The sequence below is a fragment of the Pedobacter xixiisoli genome (assembly GCF_900215335.1).
Lineage (GTDB): Bacteria > Bacteroidota > Bacteroidia > Sphingobacteriales > Sphingobacteriaceae > Pedobacter > Pedobacter xixiisoli.
Genome location: NZ_OCMT01000003.1, coordinates 875,440 through 901,292, shown reverse-complemented (window position 1 = coordinate 901,292; position 25,853 = coordinate 875,440). Strand labels below are relative to the sequence as shown.

General features: G+C 37.5%; 25 protein-coding genes. 11 read left to right on the top strand and 14 right to left on the bottom strand.

Annotated elements, in window-relative coordinates; genetic code table 11:
- Window positions 1-51 precede the first annotated feature (51 nt).
- Together CRO54_RS21515 and CRO54_RS21615 are read left to right on the top strand one after the other, a co-directional pair.
- On the top strand, window positions 52-768 hold the full coding sequence (locus CRO54_RS21515; RefSeq protein WP_171047929.1) for a T9SS type A sorting domain-containing protein: 717 nt from the start codon (window positions 52-54) through the stop codon (window positions 766-768).
- A gap of 315 nt (window positions 769-1,083) precedes the next feature.
- Window positions 1,084-2,385, top strand: a complete 1,302-nt coding sequence (locus CRO54_RS21615) for a glycine-rich domain-containing protein (protein ID WP_097133073.1) — start codon at window positions 1,084-1,086, stop codon at window positions 2,383-2,385.
- 142 nt (window positions 2,386-2,527) lie between these two features.
- Here CRO54_RS21615 and CRO54_RS16040 read toward each other — a convergent pair whose 3' ends face one another.
- Window positions 2,528-3,748: an ABC transporter permease gene (locus CRO54_RS16040; RefSeq protein ID WP_097133072.1), complete on the bottom strand. Its 1,221-nt coding sequence runs from the start codon at window positions 3,746-3,748 to the stop codon at window positions 2,528-2,530.
- Between the two features lie 69 nt (window positions 3,749-3,817).
- On the opposite strand from CRO54_RS16040, the gene CRO54_RS16035 reads away from it, so the two are divergent.
- Complete coding sequence (locus tag CRO54_RS16035) at window positions 3,818-5,065, top strand: exo-beta-N-acetylmuramidase NamZ family protein (RefSeq protein ID WP_097133071.1); 1,248 nt, start codon at window positions 3,818-3,820, stop codon at window positions 5,063-5,065.
- A gap of 70 nt (window positions 5,066-5,135) precedes the next feature.
- Here CRO54_RS16035 and CRO54_RS16030 read toward each other — a convergent pair whose 3' ends face one another.
- A complete protein-coding gene (locus tag CRO54_RS16030; RefSeq protein WP_097133070.1) occupies window positions 5,136-5,792 on the bottom strand; it encodes a protein-L-isoaspartate(D-aspartate) O-methyltransferase in 657 nt (218 codons plus the stop codon).
- Between the two features lie 182 nt (window positions 5,793-5,974).
- Between CRO54_RS16030 and CRO54_RS16025 the strand changes: the two genes are divergently transcribed.
- On the top strand, window positions 5,975-6,658 hold the full coding sequence (locus CRO54_RS16025; RefSeq protein ID WP_097133069.1) for a hypothetical protein: 684 nt from the start codon (window positions 5,975-5,977) through the stop codon (window positions 6,656-6,658).
- On the opposite strand, the gene priA is transcribed toward CRO54_RS16025, so the two are convergent.
- Together priA and CRO54_RS16015 are read right to left on the bottom strand one after the other, a co-directional pair.
- Entirely contained in the window at window positions 6,655-9,129 is a 2,475-nt protein-coding gene (priA, locus tag CRO54_RS16020) for a replication restart helicase PriA (RefSeq protein WP_097133068.1), read from the bottom strand. The genes CRO54_RS16025 and priA overlap by 4 nt on opposite strands.
- Before the next feature lies 1 nt (window position 9,130).
- Window positions 9,131-9,517 (bottom strand): DUF423 domain-containing protein, encoded by a 387-nt coding sequence (locus CRO54_RS16015; RefSeq protein WP_097133067.1) that lies wholly within the window; start codon window positions 9,515-9,517, stop codon window positions 9,131-9,133.
- 88 nt (window positions 9,518-9,605) lie between these two features.
- Here CRO54_RS16015 and CRO54_RS16010 point away from each other — a divergent pair, with 88 nt between their 5' ends.
- Complete coding sequence (locus CRO54_RS16010) at window positions 9,606-11,171, top strand: hypothetical protein (RefSeq protein WP_097133066.1); 1,566 nt, start codon at window positions 9,606-9,608, stop codon at window positions 11,169-11,171.
- A gap of 45 nt (window positions 11,172-11,216) precedes the next feature.
- Window positions 11,217-12,629 carry a DUF5723 family protein gene (locus CRO54_RS16005; RefSeq protein ID WP_097133065.1) on the top strand — a complete coding sequence of 471 codons (1,413 nt, stop codon included), beginning with the start codon at window positions 11,217-11,219 and terminating at the stop codon, window positions 12,627-12,629.
- 48 nt (window positions 12,630-12,677) lie between these two features.
- On the opposite strand, the gene tsaB is transcribed toward CRO54_RS16005, so the two are convergent.
- From tsaB to CRO54_RS15970, 8 genes are all read right to left on the bottom strand, one after another.
- On the bottom strand, window positions 12,678-13,364 hold the full coding sequence (gene tsaB / locus CRO54_RS16000) for a tRNA (adenosine(37)-N6)-threonylcarbamoyltransferase complex dimerization subunit type 1 TsaB (protein WP_097133064.1): 687 nt from the start codon (window positions 13,362-13,364) through the stop codon (window positions 12,678-12,680).
- A 99-nt stretch (window positions 13,365-13,463) separates the two neighbouring features.
- Window positions 13,464-13,694: a membrane protein insertion efficiency factor YidD gene (gene yidD / locus CRO54_RS15995; RefSeq protein WP_097133122.1), complete on the bottom strand. Its 231-nt coding sequence runs from the start codon at window positions 13,692-13,694 to the stop codon at window positions 13,464-13,466.
- Complete coding sequence (locus CRO54_RS15990) at window positions 13,681-14,073, bottom strand: ribonuclease P protein component (RefSeq protein WP_097133063.1); 393 nt, start codon at window positions 14,071-14,073, stop codon at window positions 13,681-13,683. Before CRO54_RS15990 ends, yidD begins: the two co-directional genes overlap by 14 nt.
- Window positions 14,074-14,136: 63 nt before the next feature.
- The gene (gene rpmH / locus CRO54_RS15985) at window positions 14,137-14,295 is read right to left on the bottom strand and encodes a 50S ribosomal protein L34 (RefSeq protein WP_055133745.1); all 159 of its coding nucleotides are present in this window, start codon (window positions 14,293-14,295) and stop codon (window positions 14,137-14,139) included.
- Window positions 14,296-14,568: 273 nt separating this feature from the next.
- Window positions 14,569-14,721 (bottom strand): lmo0937 family membrane protein, encoded by a 153-nt coding sequence (locus CRO54_RS21060; protein ID WP_138765854.1) that lies wholly within the window; start codon window positions 14,719-14,721, stop codon window positions 14,569-14,571.
- 278 nt (window positions 14,722-14,999) lie between these two features.
- The gene (locus CRO54_RS15980; RefSeq protein ID WP_097133062.1) at window positions 15,000-15,734 is read right to left on the bottom strand and encodes a LytR/AlgR family response regulator transcription factor; all 735 of its coding nucleotides are present in this window, start codon (window positions 15,732-15,734) and stop codon (window positions 15,000-15,002) included.
- Window positions 15,727-16,773: a sensor histidine kinase gene (locus CRO54_RS15975; RefSeq protein WP_240775129.1), complete on the bottom strand. Its 1,047-nt coding sequence runs from the start codon at window positions 16,771-16,773 to the stop codon at window positions 15,727-15,729. The genes CRO54_RS15980 and CRO54_RS15975 overlap by 8 nt, the downstream gene beginning before the upstream one ends.
- 28 nt (window positions 16,774-16,801) lie before the next feature.
- Complete coding sequence (locus CRO54_RS15970; protein WP_097133061.1) at window positions 16,802-17,596, bottom strand: LiaF transmembrane domain-containing protein; 795 nt, start codon at window positions 17,594-17,596, stop codon at window positions 16,802-16,804.
- A 246-nt stretch (window positions 17,597-17,842) separates the two neighbouring features.
- Between CRO54_RS15970 and CRO54_RS15965 the strand changes: the two genes are divergently transcribed.
- On the top strand, window positions 17,843-18,715 hold the full coding sequence (locus tag CRO54_RS15965) for a ChaN family lipoprotein (protein ID WP_097133060.1): 873 nt from the start codon (window positions 17,843-17,845) through the stop codon (window positions 18,713-18,715).
- Between the two features lie 682 nt (window positions 18,716-19,397).
- On the opposite strand, the gene CRO54_RS15960 is transcribed toward CRO54_RS15965, so the two are convergent.
- Both CRO54_RS15960 and CRO54_RS15955 read right to left on the bottom strand, forming a co-directional pair.
- Complete coding sequence (locus tag CRO54_RS15960) at window positions 19,398-21,434, bottom strand: TonB-dependent receptor family protein (protein WP_171047928.1); 2,037 nt, start codon at window positions 21,432-21,434, stop codon at window positions 19,398-19,400.
- A gap of 40 nt (window positions 21,435-21,474) precedes the next feature.
- Complete coding sequence (locus tag CRO54_RS15955; RefSeq protein WP_097133058.1) at window positions 21,475-21,855, bottom strand: YchJ family protein; 381 nt, start codon at window positions 21,853-21,855, stop codon at window positions 21,475-21,477.
- Window positions 21,856-22,011: 156 nt separating this feature from the next.
- Between CRO54_RS15955 and CRO54_RS15950 the strand changes: the two genes are divergently transcribed.
- The 4 genes from CRO54_RS15950 (at window position 22,012) to CRO54_RS15935 (ending at window position 25,665) form a co-directional block, all read left to right on the top strand.
- Window positions 22,012-23,178 carry a GAF domain-containing sensor histidine kinase gene (locus tag CRO54_RS15950; protein ID WP_138765853.1) on the top strand — a complete coding sequence of 389 codons (1,167 nt, stop codon included), beginning with the start codon at window positions 22,012-22,014 and terminating at the stop codon, window positions 23,176-23,178.
- Window positions 23,179-23,350: 172 nt separating this feature from the next.
- A complete protein-coding gene (locus tag CRO54_RS15945; RefSeq protein ID WP_097133056.1) occupies window positions 23,351-24,103 on the top strand; it encodes an SDR family NAD(P)-dependent oxidoreductase in 753 nt (250 codons plus the stop codon).
- 148 nt (window positions 24,104-24,251) lie between these two features.
- On the top strand, window positions 24,252-24,626 hold the full coding sequence (locus CRO54_RS15940) for a hypothetical protein (protein ID WP_097133055.1): 375 nt from the start codon (window positions 24,252-24,254) through the stop codon (window positions 24,624-24,626).
- A 145-nt stretch (window positions 24,627-24,771) separates the two neighbouring features.
- Window positions 24,772-25,665 (top strand): DMT family transporter, encoded by an 894-nt coding sequence (locus tag CRO54_RS15935; RefSeq protein WP_097133054.1) that lies wholly within the window; start codon window positions 24,772-24,774, stop codon window positions 25,663-25,665.
- The last annotated feature ends 188 nt before the right edge of the window (window positions 25,666-25,853 follow it).

Genomic DNA, 25,853 nt, shown 5'->3' with positions numbered 1-25,853 from the left:
GGCGGCGGCGGTACTTCAAGTAGCCTATCGGGTTCGTCGATTATATATAGCGTGGGAGGAAATGGAGGAACAGCAGTAACTGGTAATAACCAACCTGGAAATAATGGAAGTACACCAGCGGCAAATAGAGGACATGGTGGGTCTGGTGCAGGTGTTTCTGGTCTATCTTCATTAGGCGGAAGAGCTGGCTCTGATGGCATTGTTATATTTACTTATACAGAAGATACGGTACTACCCGTTAGCTTTAAACTGTTTACCGCTAAAGCTGGTGCAAATGCAATTAACCTGCATTGGCAAACTACTGCCGAATCTGCCAACAGTCATTTTACCATCAAACGATCTACAGATGGAATTAACTTTGAAAGCTTTGCTAGTGTAGAAGCAAAAGGAAATTCTAACGAAACCAATTCCTATAATTTGGCAGACAAAAAACCTAACATTGGCATAAATTACTACCAATTGGCACAAGTAGATTATAACGGAAACACAAAAATCCTTAGCACGCAAAGTGCATTATTTGAAGTTAAAAAAACTGCTAATTCGAGTGTTTATCCTAACCCATTCAACAGCTCAGTTAATGCTAATTTTGAACAAGGTATTTTCGAAAAGGCTGACCTTTCAGATCTTTCTGGAAAAGTTTTAGCGAGTATTGCCATAGAAAAAGAACAAACCAATTGCATTTTTAAAACTGATAAATTTACTTCAGGAATTTACTTCATTAAACTATCTGGAAAGCAGTCTTCAACACATAAAGTAATAAAACCATAATTTTTAATTAGGCTTTTATTTATCAAATAGGGTACCCAAATGGGTACCCTATTTGTTTTCATTTTTAAAATTTTGTAATATATTTATACTATCATACATCTAAAAACAAAAAATCTCAGTTCAAAAACTTTAAGTGAGTACAAAGGAACTTATATCTGTGACTACTATTTAGCATAGTATGATGTTAAATCTAACTATTTTCATAAACTATGGCAATAACCGCATTATCATATCTAAAAACTTTTCAAATTACAAACAACTTTTGCAATAAACCTTCCAAGTATTAGTAAATTACATCATACAAATTCTGATTCTATGAGAAACAATTTTAAATTAATCGCAATTTCCTATTTTATGTTAGGAACTAGTGTTTGCTTTGGGCAAACAAAACAACCGTTCACGTCTGGTGGTATTAACTACATTAGAGAAACCTTTACAACTTCTGTAAATAATTGGCCTGTACCTCCAGGAGTATCTTCTGTTAGCTACTTGATAGTTGGTGGCGGTGGTGGCGGTGGCGCAGCATATGATAATGGTGGCGCTGGCGGTGGTGGAGGTGGCCAAGTTATAACAGGCACTTTCACTTTTTCTGGACAAACCACACTTAATGTAACTGTTGGGAACGGTGGTAGTGGTGGCACTGCAAATAGACTAGCGTCTCCCCCAGAATATGATGGCAGCAAAGGTGAAAATTCTTCATTTGGAACCATAATCGCAGAAGGCGGAACTGGTGGCTTAAAAAGTAGAGGTGGCGGAAATGCTTTTGGTGGTGCCTTAAATAAGGGCGGAAACGGCGGCGGCGGCGGTGGTGGTAATGCTACTACAGGCGGTAATGGTACATCTCCAATTCAGACAAGTGGTGGCACTGGTGGCTCCGGGACTTCAAACAGTATATCAGGCTCAGCAGTTTTATATGGTAACGGAGGTCAAGGAGGAACAGCCAGCTCTAACAATAACGGGAGTGTTCTTGCAGCTAATCTAGGACATGGTGGTTCTGGTGCAGGTTCCGCAGTTGCATCTTCTGTAAATGCAAGAGCTGGCTCTAGCGGTATTGTTATTATTACTTATGAAGAAAATGCGGTACTCCCTGTTACCTTCAAACTATTTAATGTAACAGCTGGTGCAAATGCCATAAATTTACATTGGCAAACTACTGGCGAACAAAATAACAGTCATTTTATAATTAAACGATCTAAGGATGGGGTTAATTTCGAAAATTTCGCAAATATAGACGGAAAAGGAAATTCTAGTGAGACCAATTCCTATAATTTGGTAGATAAAAAACCGAATATCGGCACAAATTATTATCAATTATCACAGGTAGATTATAACGGAAAAACCACTCTCCTAAGTACTCAAAGTGCTTCTTTTGGAGCTGTAAAAGTTAACTCTAGTGTTTACCCGAACCCATTCACCAGCTCAGTTAATACTACTTTTAAACAAGGTATTTTCGAAAAGGCAGTTCTTTCAGATCTTTCTGGAAAAGTTTTAACAATTGTTACAATAGAAAAAGAACAGACAAATTGTACTTTTAAAACAGATAAATTTCCTTCGGGCATTTATTTTATTAAATTATCTGGAAAGCAATCTGCAGTACACAAAGTAGTAAAGCGATAATTTTTATTAGGTATTATTATCACCTATAAAAGTTAATAGGGTATCCATTTGGATACCCTATTAACTTTTACAAAAAATATAATTGATTACAAGCTATAATTATTCTATTGTTGAAGAACCAATAAGTAGACAAAAAAGCACTTTACTTAAACCTAATCGCCTTCAGCGGACTTATTCTGCTCACCAACATAGAAGGCACAATCAAAACCACCGTACAAATTAGCACCGTGACTAAATTCAGTAGCAGTACATCGGCAAAGTGAACTTGGATAGGTACATAATCCAGATAATAGTTCGTTTGATCTAATTTAAACCAATGGGTGTATTGTTGCAAATAGCACAAGCCCAAACCTAAAAGATTGCCCAAAAACAAACCAATTCCCACCAAGTAAATGGCATTGTAAAGGAATATTTTCATCATGCTGCTATTTTTCATGCCCATTGCTTTTAGCATACCAATCATGTTGGTGCGCTCCAAAATCATGATGAGCAATGCCGTTACCATGTTAATCACACCTACGATCAGCATCAACGTTAAAATCACCTTGGTATTCACATCCAACAGAGATAACCAAGTAAATATTTCTGGTGTACTTTCCTCTACGGACCTTGAACGTAATTTCAATTCCAAGCTGCCATAAACATCATCAGCCACTGGTTTTAGCAGGTTAAAATCCTTTATCCGTACTTCCATACCACCAGTTTCTTTTGGCTGCCAATTATTCAAACGCCTAATCAATCCGATGTCGCCAATTACAAAACCTTTATCTAAATTTTCTATACCAATATGGTAAATACCAACAATATTCAATTTCCTCTTTCTAGGCGGGTTTTGTATAAAGTGCATAATGAAACTATCGCCAGTTTTCAGCCTTAATCGCTTTGCAGTAAAGTCAGATATCAGTATCTGTTGAGCAGATTTTGTACTGTCAGAAAAATCGATAACCTTTCCACTAATCAAATGCTTGTTAATGTAATCCCAATTGTAAGTTGCATCTATCCCCTTAAAATTTACACCTTCAACTTCTCCATTAGCCACTATAATAGCAGGTTTAGTAGCGAAAGGATAATAAGCGGCAATCTGTTTATTGTTCTTAAGATTGTTTAACGTAGTATCATTAGGTATAAATGGCGATTTTTCAAACGAACCGTTCAAGTCATAACGGTAAATCTGTATATCGCCAACAAAGCCTCGCACTTTATCCTGTATTTCGGTTTTAAAGCCTTTAATAATTGCTACGGAAAGTATCATTACCGCCAAACTCAGCATTACTCCTACAATGGCGATACGCACAATAAGTTTCGAAAAGGTTCTTTCGGCCTTTAAAGAAATACGACTCGATATAAAATATTCTATATTCAACTTTTTGCAATAAATGGTAACTTAGCAAAAGCGCTATTTCAAACTCGCTTTAACACACAAATACTTAAAATGAACAGATCAATCATACTTTTTAAAATCTTTCTAGCTGCTTTCACATTCACCGCTTGCGGACAAAGCAGCAAAAAGACGCAAAAAACACAAACAGTAATCAAGCAAAATCAAGTGTCAACACAGTTTAAAACCGGTGCCGAGCAAACCGAACTTTACCTTCCTTTATTAAAAGGAAAACGAGTGGGAATGGTAGTTAACCCAACCTCTATCATCGGTACAACAACAACTGTTGACAGTTTGCTAAAACGTGGTGTAAAAATAGTAAAGATTTTCGGTCCTGAGCATGGTTTTAGAGGTAATGCTAGTGCAGGTATTCATGTAGGCAATGAAACTGATGCCAAAACAGGCATTAAAGTAGTTTCGCTATATGGTAAACAAAGTACACCTAGCAAAGAAAACCTAGCTGATATTGACGTGATGATTTTTGACATCCAAGATGTGGGCGTTCGTTTCTACACCTATATCAACACTTTACAACGTGTAATGGAGGCTTGTGCAGCTAATGGAAAAGAAGTGATGATTTTCGACAGGCCGAACCCGAATGGTTTTGTAATCGATGGTCCAATTCTAGATCCTCAGTTTAAATCTGGTATTGGCATTCAGCCTATCCCAGTAGCTCATGGTTTAACTGTTGGAGAGTATGCGCAGATGTTAAACGGCGAAGGTTGGTTAAAGGATAAATTGAAATGCAAAATCACCATAATTAAAAATGCAAATTACCATCACGACATGCCTTATGAGCTGCCTGTTCCTCCATCCCCAAATTTAAACACAGCACAGTCTATCTTATTATATCCAAGTACTTGTTTATTCGAAGGCATTTACGCAAACTTGGGAAGAGGGACTAAATTCCCATTTACCGTTTTAGGCGCTCTCTACTATAAAGGTATTTACGAATTCTCTTTTAAACCTACCGGAATAAAAGGCATGGCAGAAACTCCGCTTTTTAAAGATCAGGTTTGTTATGGCATCGATTTAAGAAATTACGACACTTCTGTCTTTAGAAAAACCAGACAAATCAATATCCAATGGGTAGTGGAGCTGTACAAGGCATCACCTAAAAAAGAAACTTTCTTTGATTCGAAATTGAGCAATCAACTGCTACCTATCGAGAGATTAATTGGCGTTGCCGATTTCAGGAAGCAGATTATCGCAGGTAAAAGCGAAGCTGAAATTAGAGCTAGCTGGGAACCTGGATTAAGCAAGTACAAAGAAATGAGAAAGAAATATTTGCTATACCCTTAAAACTTATAGGTTACGAGTTGTGGGTTTTGAGACCGGAGCCCATAACTCGCAATTTAAAACCCGGAACCTTTTACCAAGCTTGGTCGCCAACTAGTGGCACAAACCTAAAGGTATCCAATTCTATCCTATCGTATTCGTTCTCGCTAACGCGGATAACTGTAATCATCTTCTGTGATTTCTCATCTCCTACCGGAATAACTAAAATACCACCAATCCTCAATTGCTTCAACAGAATCTCTGGCACAAAAGGAGCTCCAGCTGTTACGATAATCTTTGCGTAAGGTGCGTGTGCTTCAATTCCTTTAGAGCCATCTCCCAAAAAGAAATTAGCTTGATAACCCATTCCAGGTAATACCTTAATGGTTCTCGCATATAAATTCTCCTGACGCTCGATGGTATAAACATTAGCACCTAGTTCCATTAAAACACAAGTTTGATAACCAGAACCCGTACCTATTTCCAGTACTTTATCGCCTTTTTGGATATGCAATAACTCTGTTTGATAAGCTACTGTGTAGGGTTGCGAAATAGTTTGTCCATCGCCAATAGGAAAAGCAATGTCTCTGTAAGCTTGGTTCCAGAAGGTTTCATCAAAAAAGAAATGACGAGGCACTTTCCCTATTGCCCGAAGCACCTTAGCATCAGATATTCCTCTTTCTTTTAAGATTTCTACAAGTTTTTTTCTTGCTCCTTTTTCCCTGTAATTATCAACAAACTTATACGCCATTTGCGTCAAAAATAGGTTTAAAGTCGGTATTTAACCAATTTGAGAGCTATATTTTTTATCAACAAATCTAAAATTAAACAAAATAGCTCTATGTAAATCCCAAAGAATTAGGCTAATCGGTAGTTTAGAAGAGATTGTAATATAAATAATTTATACTTTTGCGCAACCAAGACTTACTTACTATGAAAAAAATTATATTCGCTATTGCTTTACTACTGGTTACCAGCTCATCCTTTGCACAACTAGACGGCAGCTATAATTATAGTATTGGAGTAAAAGCCTACAGCATAATGCAGATGCCGAAAGTACTTCAACAAACTAGTAACGGAAATTACGTAGATGCATTCTTAAATGGCGGTATGATTAAGTTCAATGACAATCAGATAGCGATTAGAGTTAGTGGCCATTATTTATATAAACGAGACTTGACTTTTAGAAATCAATGCGACAATTGTGAAAACGCAGTTGGAAACATGACAGATTATTCTATTAAACTCGGATTTGAGAAGAACTTTAATTACTCTACCATACAACCGTACTTTGCTGCCGATTTTGGTTTCAGATCTAACAGTTTCAACGGAACTGTCAACCAGCTTAATCCAGCGACAATAAAAACTACGTACGCTGCAATAACTAGTAAAAATGGAGCTGTAGCTACTCCAACTTTTGGATTAAAAGTTAATCTTTCCAAACAGATAAGTTTCTTCGCGGAATCTAGCCTTGATCTATTTTACTCTTACGAACGTCAGGAAACTGTGTTGAACGACCCGGCCAACACTAGAACTTTTGCTAAGTACAACAAATTTGAAACCTTATTGAATCCAGTTTCAGTGGGTTTGCAAATCCAATTATTAGGTAAAAACTAGTAAGGGTCTACGTCTATTTGCGTAATTACACTTCTAAAATCCTTTTGGGAGTTGAAGTCTTTAATGGTATCTAGCAATACCGTTTTAACTTTCTGCATCGCAGCGGTCCTTTCTATTTTAAGGATAATCTGTTTGATATAATAATTCCTAACTCGTGAAACTAAGGGCTGTTCCGGACCTAAAACTCTCGCTCCTAATTGCCCTCTTAGATTTGTGGCCAAGGTTTGAGCAGCCACATGAAGCACATTGGCATCTTTATGCTTTACGTTGATAAAAATTAAACGAGAAAAAGGCGGATAGTTAAACTGCCTACGCTCTTCCAGTTCATCTTCGTACATCTGTTGGTAATCGTTATTGATTACCTGCTTGATAATCCGGTGGTCATCTGCGTAGGCCTGGATACACACCTTACCTTGCTTATCTCTCCTACCTGCTCTGCCAGCAACTTGAGCCAATAACTGATAGCTTCGCTCAAATGCTCTAAAATCTGGAAAGTTTAATAAAGTATCTGCATTGATGACTCCAATTAAGCTCACATTTTCAAAATCCAGACCTTTGGCCACCATTTGGGTACCAATCAAAATATCGTTTTTCTTTTCTTGAAAATCACTGATGATTTGCTGCATTCCGTTTTTGGTTCGTGTGCTATCCAAATCTAATCGAGCAATTCTAGCATCAGGAAAAATCAAGCTTAATTCTTCTTCGATACGTTCGGTACCAAAACCTTTTTGCTCCACATGTACAGAACCACAGGCAGGACAAACATTAATACTACTTTGGTGGTAGCCGCAATAATGGCAATGCAATTTACCGCTAGATTTATGAAAGGTTAAGCTCACATCGCAGTTAACACATTTTGGAGCGTAGCCACAGGTTGCACAGATTAAAATAGTGGCATATCCCCTACGATTCTGGAACAAGATCACTTGCTCCTTTTTCTCAAGAGCATCAGCAATATCATCTACCAAAACACTGGTAAAATAAGAAACCATCTTCTTCCTTTTGGTTTCTTCGGCAATGCTCACCACTTCTTGCAGTGGCAACTGTACGCCACCAAAACGTTCGGTTAATTCTACCAAACCATATTTATCGGTTTTAGCATTATAATAGCTTTCTAAAGATGGCGTGGCAGAACCTAAAACCACTTTAGCCTGATGCAAGTGACCTAAATAAATTGCAGCGTCTCTAGCTTGATATCGTGGTGCAGGATCGTATTGTTTGTACGAATTTTCATGCTCCTCATCTACTACTATTAACTTTAAATCGGTAAAAGGTAACAACACCGCCGACCTCGCCCCAAGCACTACCTGATAAGCTCCATTTAGTACCTTATTCCAAATCTCTACCCGTTCGTTATCATTAAATTTGGAGTGGTAAACTCCTATCTTATTTCCAAAATAAAGCTTTATTCTTTCTACAATTTGAGTGGTTAAAGCAATTTCTGGAAGTAGGAACAATACTTGCCCGCCACCGGCAATTGCTTCTTCAATAAGCTTGATGTAAAGTTGAGTTTTACCCGCTGCAGTTACACCGTGCAATAAAACCACATCCTTGGTTTCAAACTGTTGTTTAACCTTTGTAAGCGCTCCCTCCTGATGTTCGCTCAATTTAAAATTGATATCAAACAGTTCGCCATCACTGCTCAACCTGCTCACAGGTCTTTTTTCGATATGAAAAATATCTTTATCAGTTAAAGATTTTAGCGCAGCTTGCCCGCTACCGCTTTCCTCTATCAACTGATTTTTAGCTACAAAACCTTTGTCTTTACTCAATTTTAGGTAAGCCAACAAAGCATCTAATTGTTTAGGCGCCTTTTCTAATTGCTCAAAAAGAATTCTCAAATTGGCATCTTCATGATAGAAATCATTCAGCTTCACAAAAGATTTCAGCAGTGGCTTGTATTTATCCACCACTTCTTCGGCAGCTACAATTACCTCTTTTGCAATCAAAGAATTAACGATTGGATAAACTGTTTTTTGCCCCAATAAGGTAGCTACCTCATCAATGCTAATGCGATGTTGTTTGTGTAAAACCTCAAAAATGATTTGCTCCTTGTCGCTCAAATTCAAATCGTCAGGTAATTCATCCTTTAACAACAAAACCGTTTCGCTGGCTAGCTTTAAGCCTGTTGGTAATGCAGCAGACATCACATCGCCTTCATTACATAAATAGTACGAAGTAATCCAGTTCCAAAACTCAAATTGCTTTTGCGTAACTACCGGATAATCGTCTACTACATCAATAATATATTTTGCTTGGTAGTGCTCTGGCGGATGGCTACCAATACTCTTTACTAAGGCTGTATAAATCTTGTGCTTGCCAAACTGCACCACAACTCTTTTACCTACAGCAACTGTTTCATTCAGTTCAAAAGGTACCCGATAAGTATAATTGATAGCTAAAGATAGCGGCAAAACCACCTCTACAAATAATGTATCCCTCTCCGAAAAATCCGACTCCGCAAAATTCATTCTATTTATCTTTTAACGCTGCTAAAAACAAGAAAACCCATCCCAAAATAAAACACAAGCCACCAATGGGAGTTATTGGCCCTAAAATATTTGCAAACGACAAATGATAAGCATCCTTAAGTGCAAGCAAATACAATGAGCCTGAAAAAAAGACAATACCTAATGTAAAAAACAAAAACGACAACCCAATTAATTTGTTCTTATAACGAGCAAAGGTAGAAAGGTATAGGATAGCGAAGGTATGATAGAATTGATATTCCACTCCTTTTTGCCAAATTTCTAGCTGATTTGGCAAGATGATACTCTTTAAACCATGGGCGCCAAACGCACCTAATATCACAGCTAAAGCACCAAAGAAAGCGGCGGTCAAGATTATTCTTTTATTCATGTAGCAACGGCTTTAAATTTGCTAATTTAAGAAAATGCCTTTACAATCTCGCTAATCGTAAAATTAAATTAAATTTGCTGTGGCTGTTATGAGAAAGATTTATATTCTATTGGTTTTATTGATGCTCGGTGTGGTGGGCATGGCGTATTTGTACTTTTCTAATCTGAATAAGGAAGCGAGTGCTTCAGACAATTCGTTAAACATTATATCTGCAAACGCACCCCTTATTTTCACATTTGAAAATGATAAGAGCTTTTATGAAATTCTTAGTGGTCAAGAAATTACCGATAATATTTTAGGAGAAGAAAAAAGCAAGCTATTAGGTGCTCTTCGAGAAAACATGATTAAGAACAGCAATATCAATGCACTTATTGATGGCGAAAAAATAACAATTGGCTTCTTAGCTGGCGACAAAAACAGCGTAGATTTTATGGTGGCTACTCAAACCACAAAAGCTAAGATTGATTTAGCCATGTTTACCAAACTAAATGTTTCTCTAAAGAAAGAGGGCAACTTTCATGAAGTAAAATTTGGTGACAGTGCAAAGCTTTACCTAGCAATCAATCAAAAATCTATTTTATTTTCGAACAGTTTGGCCGCATTAAATAAAGCAGCAAATGTAGACAAGGCACAAAAAAACAATTTTGCCAATTACATCAAGCAAAATATCCAAGTGAATAAAAACACATTGGCCAATGTTTATATAGACTACGCGAAGCTTCCTGTCTTACTCAAAAACATTTTAAATACCAATCTAACGGGAGAACTTAGCATTTTCAACAAGCAGGAAACCTATGCTTCTTTAAGCTACAATTTTGGCAGCGACAAGCTTTTATTAAATGGATATACTGATGTACAAAAGCCTCAAAATTATTTTAAGCTTTTTGTAGATCAGAAAGAACAAAAGATAAATATTGACCAACTTTTCCCTGAACAAACTGCCAATTACAGCGTATTTGCTATTGACGATTACCAAAAATGGAACAGCGCACTTAAAGCATTGCAAAAAGAAAACAAACAGGATGCTCAAATCGAAAAGCAACACCAAGCCATAAGTGATAAATACAGAATAGATATCAATCAAACTTTTCCGCAATATTTCGGCAAGCAGTTAGCCGTTCTGCAACTAAAGAGCGGAGAAAAAATGGGAATCATTGAAATCAAAAACGGAGATAAACTAGGTCAGTTACTACTAGATTTGAGTAGTGAGTATGCTCCAGACATCCGTATTTTCAAAGAAGCTGATTTGTTGGCGAATTTCTTTGGAGAGCCTTTTAAAAGATTTGAACGCCCATTTTATACCATTATTGACAATCATTTTGTGGTAGCCAATTATGCCAGCACTATCCAAGTCTTCTTAAATAGCTATAAAAATAATCATCTATTAGCTTCTACGGATAGTTACACTTACTTTAAAGATCAAACTTCCAGTTCTGCCACCATTGCTTTTTACATTAACAGTAAAAACAGTAATGATATTTTTGGAAGAAATTTGAAAGCATCTTTTTACAAGCAATACAAATCACAAAAAGGCTTGAAGGATTACAATGCATTCGGCTATCAATTATCTGCTGATAACGGTAAGTTTATGAGCAATATTCTTTTACTTAAAAATCAAACAAAATCTGAAATAGATAGCTTGAAGAGAAATTAATAATCTATTTTTATAGTGCTAAACGTAAAATAAAAGCACTACTTCATGAAAATCTATCTACCTATAGTCGTATTAATTGGATTATCATTTACAGCTCGTTCGCAGCAATATGCATTATTCAATACAAAAACCCTATTCGATTCTTTTGAAAATCCGGCACAAAAATCTTTTGTACTTGATTCTTCTCGTCAATTCGCATCCAATTTCTTTATTCCGTATCTGGATTTGAATAGCTTAAGCAAAGGAAATTCGAATACTGCCATAGGCAATTTGGTTAGACAAGGCTATACGCAAAGTAGAGTTGGAAATTTTTCTAATCCAAAATTGATGCGTGAGGATTTTAACGTTTACCTTATTGCAGTTAGGTTATTTAAATATCAAAAATACCATAGTGAGATGGGTTTTTCTTGGCAAGTAAAGTCTGAAACTCAAATAGACTATGATGGCGATATCAGTAAAGGCTTATTTTACGACACCTTTAGCCGCGTTGCAACCATCCCTAGAATCAATGTTTTTAATAATAACGGAAAATTTCAGGCTTATCACCAAATTAGCTTCAACTATCGTGAAAACTATACCAAGCGCTGGGCATTGGGAGCAAAAGTTAGCTTATTAAGCGGAATTGGATATGCTGAATTTAATGCAAGCAAATCTACAGCTACCGTAACCGAGGCTAATTTAGACGTAGATATGGCTGCAAAATTTAGGCTCAATTATCCTGAGGGAGGGCAAATTAACGTCAAAAATGCATTACCTTATAGAAATTTGGGTGCTGCCATTACCTTGGGTACTACTTATACTACAAAGTCGGGCATTTTCTTGATGGCAAATGTTAAAGATTTAGGATTCATTAGATGGGGCAAAAAGTCTTACTCAGGCTCTTTTAACGTAACAAAAAACATCCCATTAACCGACCGTTTAAACGAAGAAGACAGACTACAAAAGGCTCTAGATGATATGGCTCAAGAAAACACCGAACAAAAAGCCTTTATAACGCCAATTAATAGCAGAGCTGATTTTCTTATCTCTAAAACATTTGGTCCCTACACTCCAAACTTAATCATCACCAAATACATCTTTAACAAATATGGCGAGGCAGCTTTTGTAAATACCATCAAATCTGGTACCTTCTCATTCAGCGCCATACCAAGCTACAATACGGATAACGTTTTCAGGTTAGGACTTCAAGGGATGATACAAACCCCAAACTTTGAAATGTTTTTGGGCACTAATGACATCAAACAAACTTACTATGCTAGCAAAGACATTGTGAAGAATAACCAAGCGAACGAGACTGGTTACAATAGAGCCTCTGTGTACATAGGTATGGCTTTTAAAATTGGTTATGTGGTAGAACACCCAATGAATATGAGCTGGATGCCAGGCGTAGGAAAAGACAAAGACCGCAAAAGTTTCTTTGGCAGTATCTTCGGTATCTTCAAAAAGAAAAAGAGGTAGGCTTTCAGTTGGCAATTAACAGTTATCAATCACCAACAATAAAATTAATTATACTTTCTTTTTTGGCGTAGTAAAAACGAAATCTTTCAGGTAAAAAGGCTCGAAATAGGCTACATCTTCAAATTCATTTGCTTGGTACGCCGCATGAGCCAAACTGCTCATAAAAGCAGCGCTGTTGTAGTTTTCTAAATGGAAATGAGCATTAGGGCTATCAATTACTATTTTACATTTCTCTGCGCCATCACCAATAAAAGAAACATAGTTACTCTGTAATTCTAGCACGAAACTTTTGTCATCAATAATTTTAGCATGGGTATTTTCTACTTCGTTTAAGTGATGGTCAAAAACTGCAGTAAAAACTTCCATTCTACGGGCATCAATCATTGGGCAAACCAAGCCACCGAAACTAGCGTGCTGCAACAAATAACCATTTGCCATCATTTTCAAAGTATTGATAGCAATTAAAGGCTTATCCAATGCAAAGCACAATCCTTTTGCCGTAGAAACCCCAATACGCAAACCAGTGTAAGAACCAGGTCCTTTACTTACAGCAATAGCATCTAGCTCTGCGTAAGTAAGTTTCGCTGTCTTCATCACTTCTTCTATAAAAAGTGTTAAACTAGCAGCGTGAATATTTGGAGCTTTTTCTTCTTTAAGCGCAACGGTTTTTCCATCTACCGAGATAGCAACCGAACAAACTGGCGTAGCCGTTTCTATTTGAAGTATTGTTGACATGAACCGCAAATATAGGTGTTTAGTTTTTTGGTTGTTTAGTTTTTTGGGTAATGCTCTTAATAATTAGTGTCGTGGAGATGACTAACACCTAACAACTGATTATGGCACAGGGTCGTGCCCATGACCACCCCAAGGATGACAACGACCTATACGTTTTATGGTCAACCAACCTCCTTTAAAGGGCCCGTATTTTTTTATAGCCTCTACCCCATATTGCGAACACGTAGGTGTATACCTACAACTTGGTCCCAATAAAGGCGACAACAACCATTGATACAATTTAATGATGGCTAAGAACAACCAAGAAAATAATAGCTTAATTATTTTCATCATTAATCTGAGTTAAAAGCTTTTTAAACAATTGTCCAAGTCTCTTTTCCAAGAAAGTATAAGGATAAATTTCTTTACCTACATATTGTAGTCCCAAAAGCAAAAGTTCGTCTTTATGGCTTAATAGCTCATACAAAGCAGCATTTTTCTGTAGGCGATAAGCTTCACGAGTACGACGCTTAATTAAATTTCGGTCGTTAGCATGCTTGTAACGTTTTTTGGCTACGTTAATAACTACCTGTGCAGGAAATTTGTGCGGCTGGGCATCGAATAAGAAAGTTGCCCTATAAGGATATAATAAAAAAGAAGAGCCTTTTTTGAATAGCAAGTCTAGCGACTTTTTGCTACATAAACGCTCTTCTTTAAAAAATTTATTCATTTTTTGATTGCTAAATGCAGGAATTTAATTGCTGCTTTCACCTCAAAGGGTGGCAATCAAAAATTATGCTTTATGACGACGCTCGTCAGAAACTGATAATCTTTTTCTTCCTTTTGCACGGCGAGAAGCTAAAACTCTTCTACCATTTGCTGTAGCCATTCTTTCGCGGAAGCCATGCTTGTTTCTTCTCTTTCTTTGCGAAGGTTGGAATGTTCTTTTCATAACTATATAATATCTTAACTAGAGTTTTTAATAGAGGTGCAAATATAAAGCGATATTTTTAAAATTGCAACATCTAATTACTTTTATTTTTAGAAAAGCAAATTTAAGTAATTCTTAGGAAAAACAAGCCCCGCTATCCGCTACAATATCCGATAAATCGGGATATTTTCACTATTATCGGGTTTAAAATACAATTACAGTGCACAAAAAAGCCCGACAGGTGACCTAAACCTATCGAGCTCCATTTATTAACTAACTACAAATTTTTCTAGTTTAAGCTGCTCCTCTTATTACTCTTAATAAGATTGCTACGATAGCAATTACCAACAATGCGTGAATAATTCCGCCAGTATAATAACCGCCTAAAAAACTAATTGCCCAAATGATTACCAATATTACCGCAATTATATATAATAGATTTCCCATGACTTTGATGTTTAATTTTAAGTTTAAATTGTTAATTGAGTTGATTTAATACATTAACAAGCCGTGTTTAAAATTGTTCTGATTTTTTTTTCGGGCACATAAAAAAGTCGCAGATGAACAGATTTTCGGAAAAAACAAACCTCGTAGGTTTTAAAAACCTACGAGGTTGAATATACGCTAGGGACATTGCCGCGTATAATCTGTTACTCGAACTATGCTTTGTAGCTACAGCATATGCGGGGATGAAACACTATTGAATGGCAGAATGAGGACAAACATCAAATTCCCAAAGCAGCTTTAAGTTTAACATAGCCAGTTTTACTTACCGGTAGCCAAATCCCAGATTTTAACAATACCACATAGCTTTCTTTTTCTTTAAGCTCTATCTTGGTTACCTGAGCAAGGTTAATGATATATGAACGATGAATGCGGATGAACTGCGTCGCATCTAGCGTTTGTTCGAAGAAGCTCATCGTTTTATTCTTTAAGAAATTACCTTCTGTAGTACTTAACTTCACATAATCATCATCTGCTTCCAAGTAATGGATAGCATCTACAGGAATGATTTTGATTACGCCGGCATTTTTAACCACCACCCTATTATTTTGTGCTGGCGATAAAGAAGCAGTTTCTAACAACTCTTGGCTGTCATCGCCTGTGGCTAATTTAGATGGCAATTTTTGCATGGCCTGCTCAAAGCGACCTTGCTCTATGGGCTTAAGTAAATAATCGACAGCATTTACTTCAAATGCTTTAATAGCATATTCGTCAAAAGCAGTGGTAAAGATTACCGCTGGTCTTTTTTCGACCAATTCCAGCATTTCAAAACCACTAATTTTGGGCATTTGAATATCCAGAAAAATTAAATCTGGCTGATGCAGTGTGATCGCTTTTAAACCTTCAAAACCATCACTGCATTCGGCAACCACCTCAATGTTTGGAAAAGCCTTCAAATAATGCTTCACAATATCTCTTGCAAGGGCTTCATCATCAATGAGTATAGCTTTAATCATTTTTTTGAGGTATTTTTAAAGTAGTAATATACAAATTATTGTTCTCTGATTCGGCCTGTAACAAGCTACTATCGGCAAAAAGCAGGTATAATCTTCGCCTAATGGCCGAAAGCCCGAAACCTGTACCCTTTGAGGTTTTCATTTCTGGGTCGTATGGATTGGTTACACAAATAACCAACAAGTTATTTTCCAATTTCACATCAACAGTAATGGTAATTGCAGTTGAAGTATTATATAGACCAAATTTGATGGCATTTTCTACAATGGGCTGCAACAGCGTACCAGGCAAGCGAAGTGCCAGTGTATCTTCTTCAATGCTTACATTTACGCTCAAGCGATGGCTAAAACGAACTTTTTCAATATCCAGATACAGCTGAATATATTCCATTTCATCAGCTACGCTCACCCAAACTTCGTCGTCGCGTTTAAGGGTACCACGTAAAAATGCCGCCAATTTGGTAATCATTGTACCTGCTTCGGTAGGGTTTACGATGGTTAGGGCGTAAACAGAATTTAAGCTGTTAAAAAGAAAATGCGGCTGTAACTGATGGCGAAGCTTATTCAATTCCGCTTCTTTGGCCAAGTTCTGTGTAGCTAACATTCTGGCTTGCATTTCCGATTGTTCTTCTAAGCGGTACCATAGGATATTCGCCAGTGCGCACCAAGCTAAACAAACAAAGGAAATGGCAGATTTAAAAACATCCGACAGATCTAAAAAGGAAATATAACTGGCCTCGTTAGCGAATAAAAAGGTTAAACTGTATTTAGAAGCGATGACCACAGCGGCGCATAACACCAAAGTGACCAGTAGCACATATAATAATTTTTCGTTTTTGGGCTGATAATAACCCAGCATATTGCTAATAATGATACAGCCCACAGCTAAGCAAGCACTGCTGATCACGCTGTCTGCCAATGCTATTTGCCAAGAAAAATTAAAGAAAAAATACAAAACCGCAGCACCAGCAGCCTGCCAGCATAAAAGAATAATGCCTGCTATGGTTTTGATCTGCTGTTTTGATAGTGGAGTGGTTGTCAAAGCGTTTAGTTTTAAGGTTAGAAAAAAATTAATAACTCTTGAACTCTACGCCTCCGAACAACACCGTTCCTCTGATAATTACTAGTTTATTTACCTGTTCGCCTGCTGGATAAATGGTTCTTTTATCATCTACACCACCAAAAACAGCGGTTACTTCCGATTTAATTTGCCATGTGGGCGGCACTACGATTTTTACACCACCAAAAATCGCGGTTACATCAAGCACCACTTGACCTTCAAAATCTGCTTGGGTTAAGTTGATATCTCCACCGCCAAAAACCGCGGTAATTTCGCCCCCTTTTAAATTTTTAGAATAGATGATTTGGTTGCTTCCTCCAAATACGTTAATAGATTCTATGTAATCATTGGCGTTAAAATCTCCCTTAATATCCTCTTTAATTGCTTCCGTCTCTTGGCCTAATGGGTTTACACTTTCAAATTTATTGTAAGCCTCATTTTTACGTTTCCATTTATTTTTTTTGAAATTATGGGTGCTCTTAGGTTTAAGAATGAGAAATAAACCAAGTGCCAGCAGCATGATAGGAAAAACGACATTCGACATATCGTAGCCTCTGAAAATTTCTTCTAAGGTAAAGTAAGAACCAATCAGCACCATTACAAACCAGCCGCTGTTTCTAAAATTGTGGCGTGCACCTACGAACAAACCAATTACGATGAGCCAGTTGCTCCAATTAAAAATCCAATGTGGAAGGTACAAGCCAAAGTTTCTTAGCAATAAAAGTGCACCGATGCCTACGATGAATAAACCTGCCCAAACTTTTCCAGAGCGATTAACCATTTCTTTATTATTTATATTTTCCATTGTCTTATGTGATTTGATATGTCCAAAAGTATCTCAACTATTAAGGCAACACAACACAAGACCGTTATTTGCTATCCAATTATCGGTAAAATGCATTAATTTATCGGTAAAAAATTTTGTTAATTTGATTCTTAAGTTTGTAATGCCGCTCGCCATGTTTAAATGGAGATGTTAAATCCTGAAATAAATTGAGGATAACGGACAGCAGAAACTTTAAATTAAACCTTTCGAATAAATATAACCAGAATGAAAAGACTACTCTTTATCACTTTAATTATACTGCCGTTTTTCGCCCAGTCGCAAGAACTTTCCCAACACTACAAAATCTACGATGTGAAGCAACGAAAGACCATCGATCTAGATGATATTGTAGCCGCGATGGGCAATGCCAATGTCTTATTTTTTGGAGAAGAACATAACGACTCTATTGGGCACTACTTGGAAGTTACGCTATTAAAAAAATTGGCTGTGGCTTATGGCAATAAAATAGGACTTACCCTAGAAATGTTCCATACGGATGTACAGCCCATAATTAATGAATACTTAGCTGGTATGATCACTGAAAAGAATTTTATAAAAGAAGCTAGAGCTTGGAACAACTACAAAGATTACCGCCCAATGATTGAATTTGCCAAAAGCGAAGGCATCAGTGTGATTGGTGGCAATGCAGCGGCGAGATACAGTAATTCGGTAACCAAAAATGGTTTGGAAGTATTGGCTAAACTTCCCGCTGATTCCAAACAATTCCTACCGCCAAATGCAGTAGATACGGCAATAGGAAGGTATTATGAGAAGTTCATTGGCTTACTTGGAGGACATGGCATGGGTGCCATGAAAGTCTATCAAACGCAGAATTTCTGGGATGCGACCATGGCTTGGTCTATCGCTAAATTCGCCAAAGCAAACAAAGACAAAAAGATTTTCCAAGTTAACGGACGTTTTCATAGTGATGAAAAACTGGGAACTTATGCGCAATTGAAAAAGTATGCGCCCAAACTTAAGGCTTTAAATATTGCAGCATTTTCATCGGATGATTTTGCAAATCCAAATTGGGAAAAGCATAAAGATTTGGGGGATTATATTATCCTTACGGATCCGAAAGTGAAGAAGAGCTTTTAAGGAAGTAATAGCATTCTTCATTTCCACCGCAGCGTAGCGAGTGGAAAGATCTTTTATTTCTACATTCAAAGATTGCTCCACTACTCCCGCTAGTCGGGATTAGCAATCTATATTCAATTAGTTATGGATTACAAATCCATTTTTACGGGGTGCCGGATTACAAATCCGGACCAACAATAGGTCTATACTCGGTCTGCAACCTGCTAGTCGGGATTTGCAATCCATCTTAATAAAGTACTACACTTTAAATAGAAACAATCAGCTCTCAAATAATCCGGAACTGAAAAAGACCTGTGCTCGGTCCGCAACCTGCTAGTCGGGATTTGCAATCCATCTTAATAAAGTACTACACTTTAAATAGAAACAATCAGCTCTCAAATAATCCGGAACTGAAAAAGACCTGTGCTCGGTCCGCAACCTGCTAGTCGGGATTTGCAATCCCGACTCAACTAACAATGGATTTGTAATCCATCTTAAACATTCTTTATTGATTGAATATATTGAGTTCTAAAATAACCTGCTAGTCGGGATTTGCAATCCCGACTCAACTAACAATGGATTTGTAATCCATCTTAATAAAACATTACATTATAAATTGAATATACAGGGTATCAAATAATGCAGACCAGCCACAATTTTTAACTTTTAGTCGCCCATTTGCTTAAAACGGAAAGAAATTTAGCTACTTGTTGTTCGACCATCCCAACTTTAGCCCAAAATAAAAACTACGACCATGTGCAACATTATAATACCTGCCGCCAAATCCGTTGATATCATTTCCTAAGCTGTAAGTTTGGTCGAGCAGGTTATCTGCACCAACAAACAATTGGAAAGGTATATTTTTAATTCGTTTTTGATAACCTAACTTCATCGACACCAATTGAAAATCATCTGCATATTGCGTATTGGCGTCATTCAATGCTATTTTCGAATTATGATTTAAGCTGACAAACCCAAACCATCCACTTTTGTGGTTCACATCAGCCATTACCGTGTAAGTGCGTGGTGCTACGCCAGGCAGTTGATTTCCCGAAAAATCATCATTTAGCTGCACAAACTCATCGTACCTGAAGTGATGCCAAGCATAAGCGCCCTGTAATAAAACAGACAAAGGCTTTTCTTTAGCCAATACTTGGTAAGACAAATTAACTTCAACACCTTGTTGCTTGGTTTTACCTGCATTAAGGTAAAAATTAGCACCAGCTGCATCTCTACGGGTGACTATAGAATTACTTAACAAAGTATGAAAGTAACTGGCATCTAGAAACAATCTTTCACTCAGCAAGTTCCATCTCACACCAGGCTCAACATTCCAGCCTTTTTCGGCCTGTAGTGCTAAGTTGTAGCTATTATTGTCGGCAAAGATCTCACTGCTGGCTGGCGGAGAAAACCCTTTAGTTACATTAAGATAGGCAGCAAAATTATCATCAACTTTGTAAAGTGCAGCAAAACGAGGTTGAATTTGCGCCTTAAAATCTTTACTGGCATTGATATTTGGCGTTTCACTGCTGCGTGAAAAATCTACCGAAAACTGATTTACACTTGCGCCAGCGGTAAACAACCAATTGCTCACTTGCCAATTCAGTTGCGCAAAAGCCATCCATTGCAACAAATCTAATCTATCATCAGTAACTTGACTTCCCCTGCTCCCTTGTAAATTTCGGAAGGTTTTAGATGTAAAATCTCCACTTTGCAGTTCTCCACCAAAATGTACAGAGAAATCGCTTAAGCTATAGATAAAGCTTGTTCTTCCACCCCAATGTGGCTCTTTCTTCAGTTCATAGTTTTGAATCGCCGGATTTTCCGCTTCGTTATAAAAACCATACAGACTTGTAGTATTACTTAATTTCGGTGAGAAAGAATATTTATGCGTTAAGCCTAGTAGAGCAGCTTTTTGATGAATATGCGCATTTGCCAAAACTGCACCCTGATTAGTGCCTACGGTTGGTCTTGCCTGACGAGGATTAGCCTGATATTCTGCTAAAGTCAATGCTCCAGGAGTTTGATAATTTAAATCGCTATAAATGAAATGCAAACTCAACTGCCCTTTAGCAAAAGTCGGAAGCTGTGCTTGATAACTCGCTAATCGACGTTTCATTTCGGTATGTTCACGATAACCATCTGCACTAGCCTCTTCATAACCGAACTGGTGATTTTTCAACTGCAGTTGTAGGTTATAGTTCAAGGCACCGAAGCTACCTACGGTTAAACCTGCATTAGCTTGAATATTTCCATCCACTTGCGGTGCATCGAAAAGCACCACCCCTCCCGTTCCAGCTCCGTACAAACTACTGCCAGGACCTTTAATGACTTCTATTCCACCTATGTTGTAAAAGCCCAACATATTCAACATCGAATTGCCACCTGGAGCAGTAAAAGGAATACCATCGTAGTAAATCTTCACATTGCGCACACCGTATGGACTACGTACAGAACTCCCTCTAATATTCAATCGGTAACTGCCCGGCGAACGTTCTTCCATTCTTACCCCAGGCGTAGCATTAACCGCTTGTAAAATATTGCCATTGGCGTAGCGCTGCAACTGGCTTGTGCCAATTTTATTTACCGCAGCAGGTGTAGCCATTAAAGTTTTGCTTCCATAGGCATTAACTACTACGCTATCTAAAGCCACTTTCAGTAAAGTATCCTGCGTTTGTGCATGTATGGAAGTAAAGAAAAGGAAACAGAAAATGAGACTGAATGAAAGATGTTTGTGCATTGCGTTTAGAACAAAAAATAGTAGGCTTTGTTTAAGAATCTTAATGAAAATGCGCTCCAGAAAAATAGTACCACTTTCCAGCATCCTTCTTAAAAACAGAACGCTCGTGGTGTACATATCGCTTTAATCCCTGGTGGTAGAAAGCTTTAAACTCTACCACATCTTTTTTAGCATGAACAACTTCTAAGCCAATCCAATGGTTATCTTTCGCCCATTTTCCCATATCAGCTTTGCTGTATAGATGCCTTTTCGAAGGATGTGTGGTATCCCAAAGATAATCGATTAGGTGTAAAGCATAAGCAGCATACCTAGAACGCATCAATTGTTCTGGCGTTTGTGCTACAAGAGCACCAAGATGGTAGGGCTGGCAACATTCGGTATAAGATTCATTAGAACAGCAAGCACATAAAATTGTCGACATATGAATAAATAAAACGCTAAAAATACGCTAAAAATGAAATTAGCTGCGCTAAAAATTGCTATTCTCCGCACTAATTTTATTTTTGTAAATAGCTAAATGTTGTAAGAACTTAATTTTTGAGCCGTGCAAACCACCCGTACCATCCCCAGCAATGAAATGGAAAGACTATCAAGCTTGTTTGAGCTTGACTTAGACTACACCAGTTTAGACAATACGTTTAAAGATTTAAGTTATTTAGCAGCCAAAATTACCGGAACAGAAATATCACTCATTTCTTTTATTGATTCTTACACACAGTGGATTATTTCCCGATTTGGCTTAGAAGTTTATCAAACGCCAATTGATGATACCATTTGCCAGTTTACTTTATCGGAAGAAGACCATTTGGAAATCGAAGACCTTTCGAAAGATGCCAGATTTACCGAAAAAGGATTTATTGACGACCCAATGAACCTCAAATATTATTTAGGAATTCCACTAAAATCTAGCAATGGTTTAAATATCGGTTCGCTTTGCGTATTAGATAAACATCATCAAAAACTTTCTGAGGAAAAGATAGACCAGTTGAAGGTGATCGCTCGTCAAATTATTGGCAGAATTAATGATGCTAATTCTATTAAAACGCTAAACAAAGAACTTAACACGCAAAACGATACCTATAAAAAAGTAGCGCATGATATTCGTGGACCTATTGCGGGTATTATTGGGTTAGCAGATATGATTAGTGCCGACAAAGAAAACTACCCGAATGATGAATTGCTGAATATTGTGGGAATGATGGGTAGAAGTGGTCAGTCGGTGCTTGATTTAGCAGACGAAATTTTAAAAAATTCACACCAAACGGTCAACCTTTCTGCAGAACCTTTTACGCTACAAATATTTAAGGATAAGCTACAAAAATTATATCAGCCTCAGGCTTTCAACAAGCAGATCAGCTTAGAAATCCAATCTAATATTGCTTTTGACATTATTCAGATTAAGAAAGACAAATTATTGCAAATTAGCGGTAACCTCATTTCTAACGCCATCAAATTCACCCCTAACGGTGGAAACATCAAGGTACACCTAGATTTAATTTTGGAGGCAGATAAGAAAATACTTCTTTTCGACATACAAGATACTGGTACGGGCATGAGCGAACATGCTATTCAGGAAGTTTTAGGAGGCACAGCAGAAAGTAGCGATGGCACTATTGGAGAAAAAGGTTATGGCTTTGGATTACCTTGCGTAAAAAAACTATTGAGCGAGCTGAACGGGGAAATGAGCATTGAATCCATCATTGGAACAGGCACCCATTTTAAAGTGAGCGTACCTAACGTTTAGGTTAATTTTTTTATAGAAAAAAGTCCAAAAAAAGTTCGTTCTGACACTGATTTGTCATATAAAACCTTACACTCGGCATATTCTTTACCCGCTAAAAACATTCTTAATAATTTACTTGTAATCATATTGGCTTCCGAGTTAACGGAAGTTCATTACTTTTAAATTTATAACTATGTCATTACTATCAAACAAAGTTGCATTAGTAACAGGAGCAGGTTCTGGAATTGGGAAGGCTATAGCAGAAGCATTTGCACGTGAAGGCGCTAAAGTTGTCATCTCGGATATCAACGAAGCGCATGGAAACGAAACTGTAGCGGCAATCAAAAATAATGGTGGAGAAGCATTCTTTTTCAAAGCTGATTCTGGAAACGCAGAAGACAACAAAAAATTAGTAGAAGCTACGGTTGCTCAATATGGAAGATTAGACGTAGCTTGTAATAACGCAGGTGTAGGCGGCCCCGCGGCAGCTACTGGCGATTACGATATTGAAGCTTGGGATAAAGTTGTATCAATTAATCTAAACGGTGTGTTCTATGGCTGTAAATATCAGCTGCTGCAAATGGAGAAAAATGGCGGAGGTAGCATTGTGAATATCGCGTCTATCCATGGAACGGTAGCTGCACCTAATAGTTCAGCTTATACCGCTACCAAACATGCAGTAGTAGGCTTAACCAAAAATATAGCCGCAGAATACGGGCAAAAAAACATTCGTTGTAATGCGGTTGGACCAGGTTATATCAAAACTCCATTGTTAGATCAAAACTTAGATGAAGCTAGCATGAAAGCCATTGCCGCAAAAGCAACCATGAACAGATTGGGTACTTCTGAGGAAATTGCAGAACTGGTTTTATTTTTAAGCTCCGATAAAGCTTCGTTCACCACTGGTGCGTATTACATTGCTGATGGTGGTTACACGGCTATCTAAGTATTTAAACCCAAAAAACGGTCTAAATCCTCCAACAAACTATTGCTGGAGGATTTTTTTATTTGCGTTAAATACGGTTTTTCATCTCTATTAAAAACTATAGTGCGACAAAGATGTTACTAAATCCTAAACATTATAATAACAGATTATGAAAACTCATATTAAATTTTTAACGATCTTATTGATATTACCTCTCGTATTTTTAGGCTGTAGCAAAGACGACGACCCAGCAGATAATGATTTGTTTGTGGGCACTTACAATGGCACTATTAGTTACTCTAGTGGTAGCACTTCTACACGTACAGAAACCGGAAAGGTAACAGTAGTAAAGACTGGAAATAATTACGATTTCAAATTTTCTGATGGCATTCCTGATTTGAATGGCGTAGAATTTCAGAAAAATGAAAATGAAGCTGTCTCAATTGGCAGCGACCTTAGCAAATACATTAAAATTACCGCAAGCACCCTGAGAATCGCATTTACTAAAGATGGCGCTATCTGGACTGCAGATTGTAAACGTTAATACAAAGCAGTAATTAAATGAGGCGTAACTTTTAAAGTTGCGCCTTTTTTTTCTTCAAAAAAACAGACCTACAGCAAACATTTATAGCCAGGCAAATCATTAGCTTTGTGCTTATAGATGACACTAAAGACCAAAGCATACCGACATGGGCAGTTCCAATAAAGCACTGCTTAATTTTTTATCAGGAATTACATTCGTGGTTTTATGGGCGTCAGCCTCATCAGCCACAAAAATTGGTTTACATTCGGTACAACCCTTAGTACTTTCCATTCCCCGTTTTATATTGGCTTCGGCATTAATGTTGGGCATTGCACATTTATTCATGAAGCAGTCTTTGCCTAAAACCAAACTTGCTTGGAAAAAGATTGCCATTTACGGTTTCCTTAATGTTGGGCTATACCTTGGCCTTTATGTGGTAGCCATGAAAGAAGTTTCGGCTGGATTAGGCTCCTTATTTATTGCCATTAATCCAGTATTGATTATGCTCATCAGTACCATTTGGTTTCGCCAGCCGCTAAAATCGGTGACTGTAATTAGCTTCTTCTTATGTATGGCGGGCATGTTAATTGCCGCTTATCCCCTTTTAGATGGTAGTCATGCTAGTCCTTTGGGCTTAGGTTTACTGCTTTTGAGCAACATCTCTTATTCGGCTGGTGCCATTTATTTCTCCAAGCAAAATTGGGATGGCATGCACATTTTAACCATCAACGGATGGCAAACCTTATTCGGTTGTTTATATCTACTTCCTTTTGCCATATACTTTTATCAGCCAACTGCCAATGTCTTTGATTTTGGTTTTATTGGGGCTGTAGTTTGGCTGGCCATTCCAGCTTCAATTATCGCTTCGCTATGCTGGATGTCGTTACTTCGGGATAACCCTACCAAAGCATCGGCTTGGCTATTTTTATGCCCTATTGCAGGTTTCATCATTGCTTCCGTAATTATGAAAGAACCGCTTACTTGGTACACGTTAGCAGGTGTAGTTTTGGTAATTATTGGCCTATACATTGTGCAAAGAATGAAAAGCGCAAGAAATTAAATGTAAAATGATTTTAGTCGTTGTAGAAATTTAACCACGAAGGCACAATTTATCCCGACCGTTCGGGAGAGAACACAAAGTTAATTTGCTGATCTTATTAGTTATGATTGGTGTTATCACTAATTATTTACGTGATATAGTGAGAACATTAACCACAAGTGAATTCATTGCAACTGCTTTGTAATTTG

Coding starts and splice junctions, on each gene's coding strand:
- CRO54_RS21615 (WP_097133073.1), top strand. CDS start 1,084: ATGAGAAACAATTTTAAATTAATCGCAATTTCCTATTTTATGTTAGGA.
- CRO54_RS16035 (WP_097133071.1), top strand. CDS start 3,818: ATGAACAGATCAATCATACTTTTTAAAATCTTTCTAGCTGCTTTCACA.
- CRO54_RS16030 (WP_097133070.1), bottom strand. CDS start 5,792: ATGGCGTATAAGTTTGTTGATAATTACAGGGAAAAAGGAGCAAGAAAA.
- CRO54_RS16025 (WP_097133069.1), top strand. CDS start 5,975: ATGAAAAAAATTATATTCGCTATTGCTTTACTACTGGTTACCAGCTCA.
- priA (WP_097133068.1), bottom strand. CDS start 9,129: ATGAATTTTGCGGAGTCGGATTTTTCGGAGAGGGATACATTATTTGTA.
- CRO54_RS16015 (WP_097133067.1), bottom strand. CDS start 9,517: ATGAATAAAAGAATAATCTTGACCGCCGCTTTCTTTGGTGCTTTAGCT.
- CRO54_RS16010 (WP_097133066.1), top strand. CDS start 9,606: ATGAGAAAGATTTATATTCTATTGGTTTTATTGATGCTCGGTGTGGTG.
- CRO54_RS16005 (WP_097133065.1), top strand. CDS start 11,217: ATGAAAATCTATCTACCTATAGTCGTATTAATTGGATTATCATTTACA.
- tsaB (WP_097133064.1), bottom strand. CDS start 13,364: ATGTCAACAATACTTCAAATAGAAACGGCTACGCCAGTTTGTTCGGTT.
- yidD (WP_097133122.1), bottom strand. CDS start 13,694: ATGAAAATAATTAAGCTATTATTTTCTTGGTTGTTCTTAGCCATCATT.
- CRO54_RS15990 (WP_097133063.1), bottom strand. CDS start 14,073: ATGAATAAATTTTTTAAAGAAGAGCGTTTATGTAGCAAAAAGTCGCTA.
- rpmH (WP_055133745.1), bottom strand. CDS start 14,295: ATGAAAAGAACATTCCAACCTTCGCAAAGAAAGAGAAGAAACAAGCAT.
- CRO54_RS21060 (WP_138765854.1), bottom strand. CDS start 14,721: ATGGGAAATCTATTATATATAATTGCGGTAATATTGGTAATCATTTGG.
- CRO54_RS15980 (WP_097133062.1), bottom strand. CDS start 15,734: ATGATTAAAGCTATACTCATTGATGATGAAGCCCTTGCAAGAGATATT.
- CRO54_RS15970 (WP_097133061.1), bottom strand. CDS start 17,596: ATGGAAAATATAAATAATAAAGAAATGGTTAATCGCTCTGGAAAAGTT.
- CRO54_RS15965 (WP_097133060.1), top strand. CDS start 17,843: ATGAAAAGACTACTCTTTATCACTTTAATTATACTGCCGTTTTTCGCC.
- CRO54_RS15960 (WP_171047928.1), bottom strand. CDS start 21,434: ATGCACAAACATCTTTCATTCAGTCTCATTTTCTGTTTCCTTTTCTTT.
- CRO54_RS15955 (WP_097133058.1), bottom strand. CDS start 21,855: ATGTCGACAATTTTATGTGCTTGCTGTTCTAATGAATCTTATACCGAA.
- CRO54_RS15950 (WP_138765853.1), top strand. CDS start 22,012: ATGGAAAGACTATCAAGCTTGTTTGAGCTTGACTTAGACTACACCAGT.
- CRO54_RS15945 (WP_097133056.1), top strand. CDS start 23,351: ATGTCATTACTATCAAACAAAGTTGCATTAGTAACAGGAGCAGGTTCT.
- CRO54_RS15940 (WP_097133055.1), top strand. CDS start 24,252: ATGAAAACTCATATTAAATTTTTAACGATCTTATTGATATTACCTCTC.
- CRO54_RS15935 (WP_097133054.1), top strand. CDS start 24,772: ATGGGCAGTTCCAATAAAGCACTGCTTAATTTTTTATCAGGAATTACA.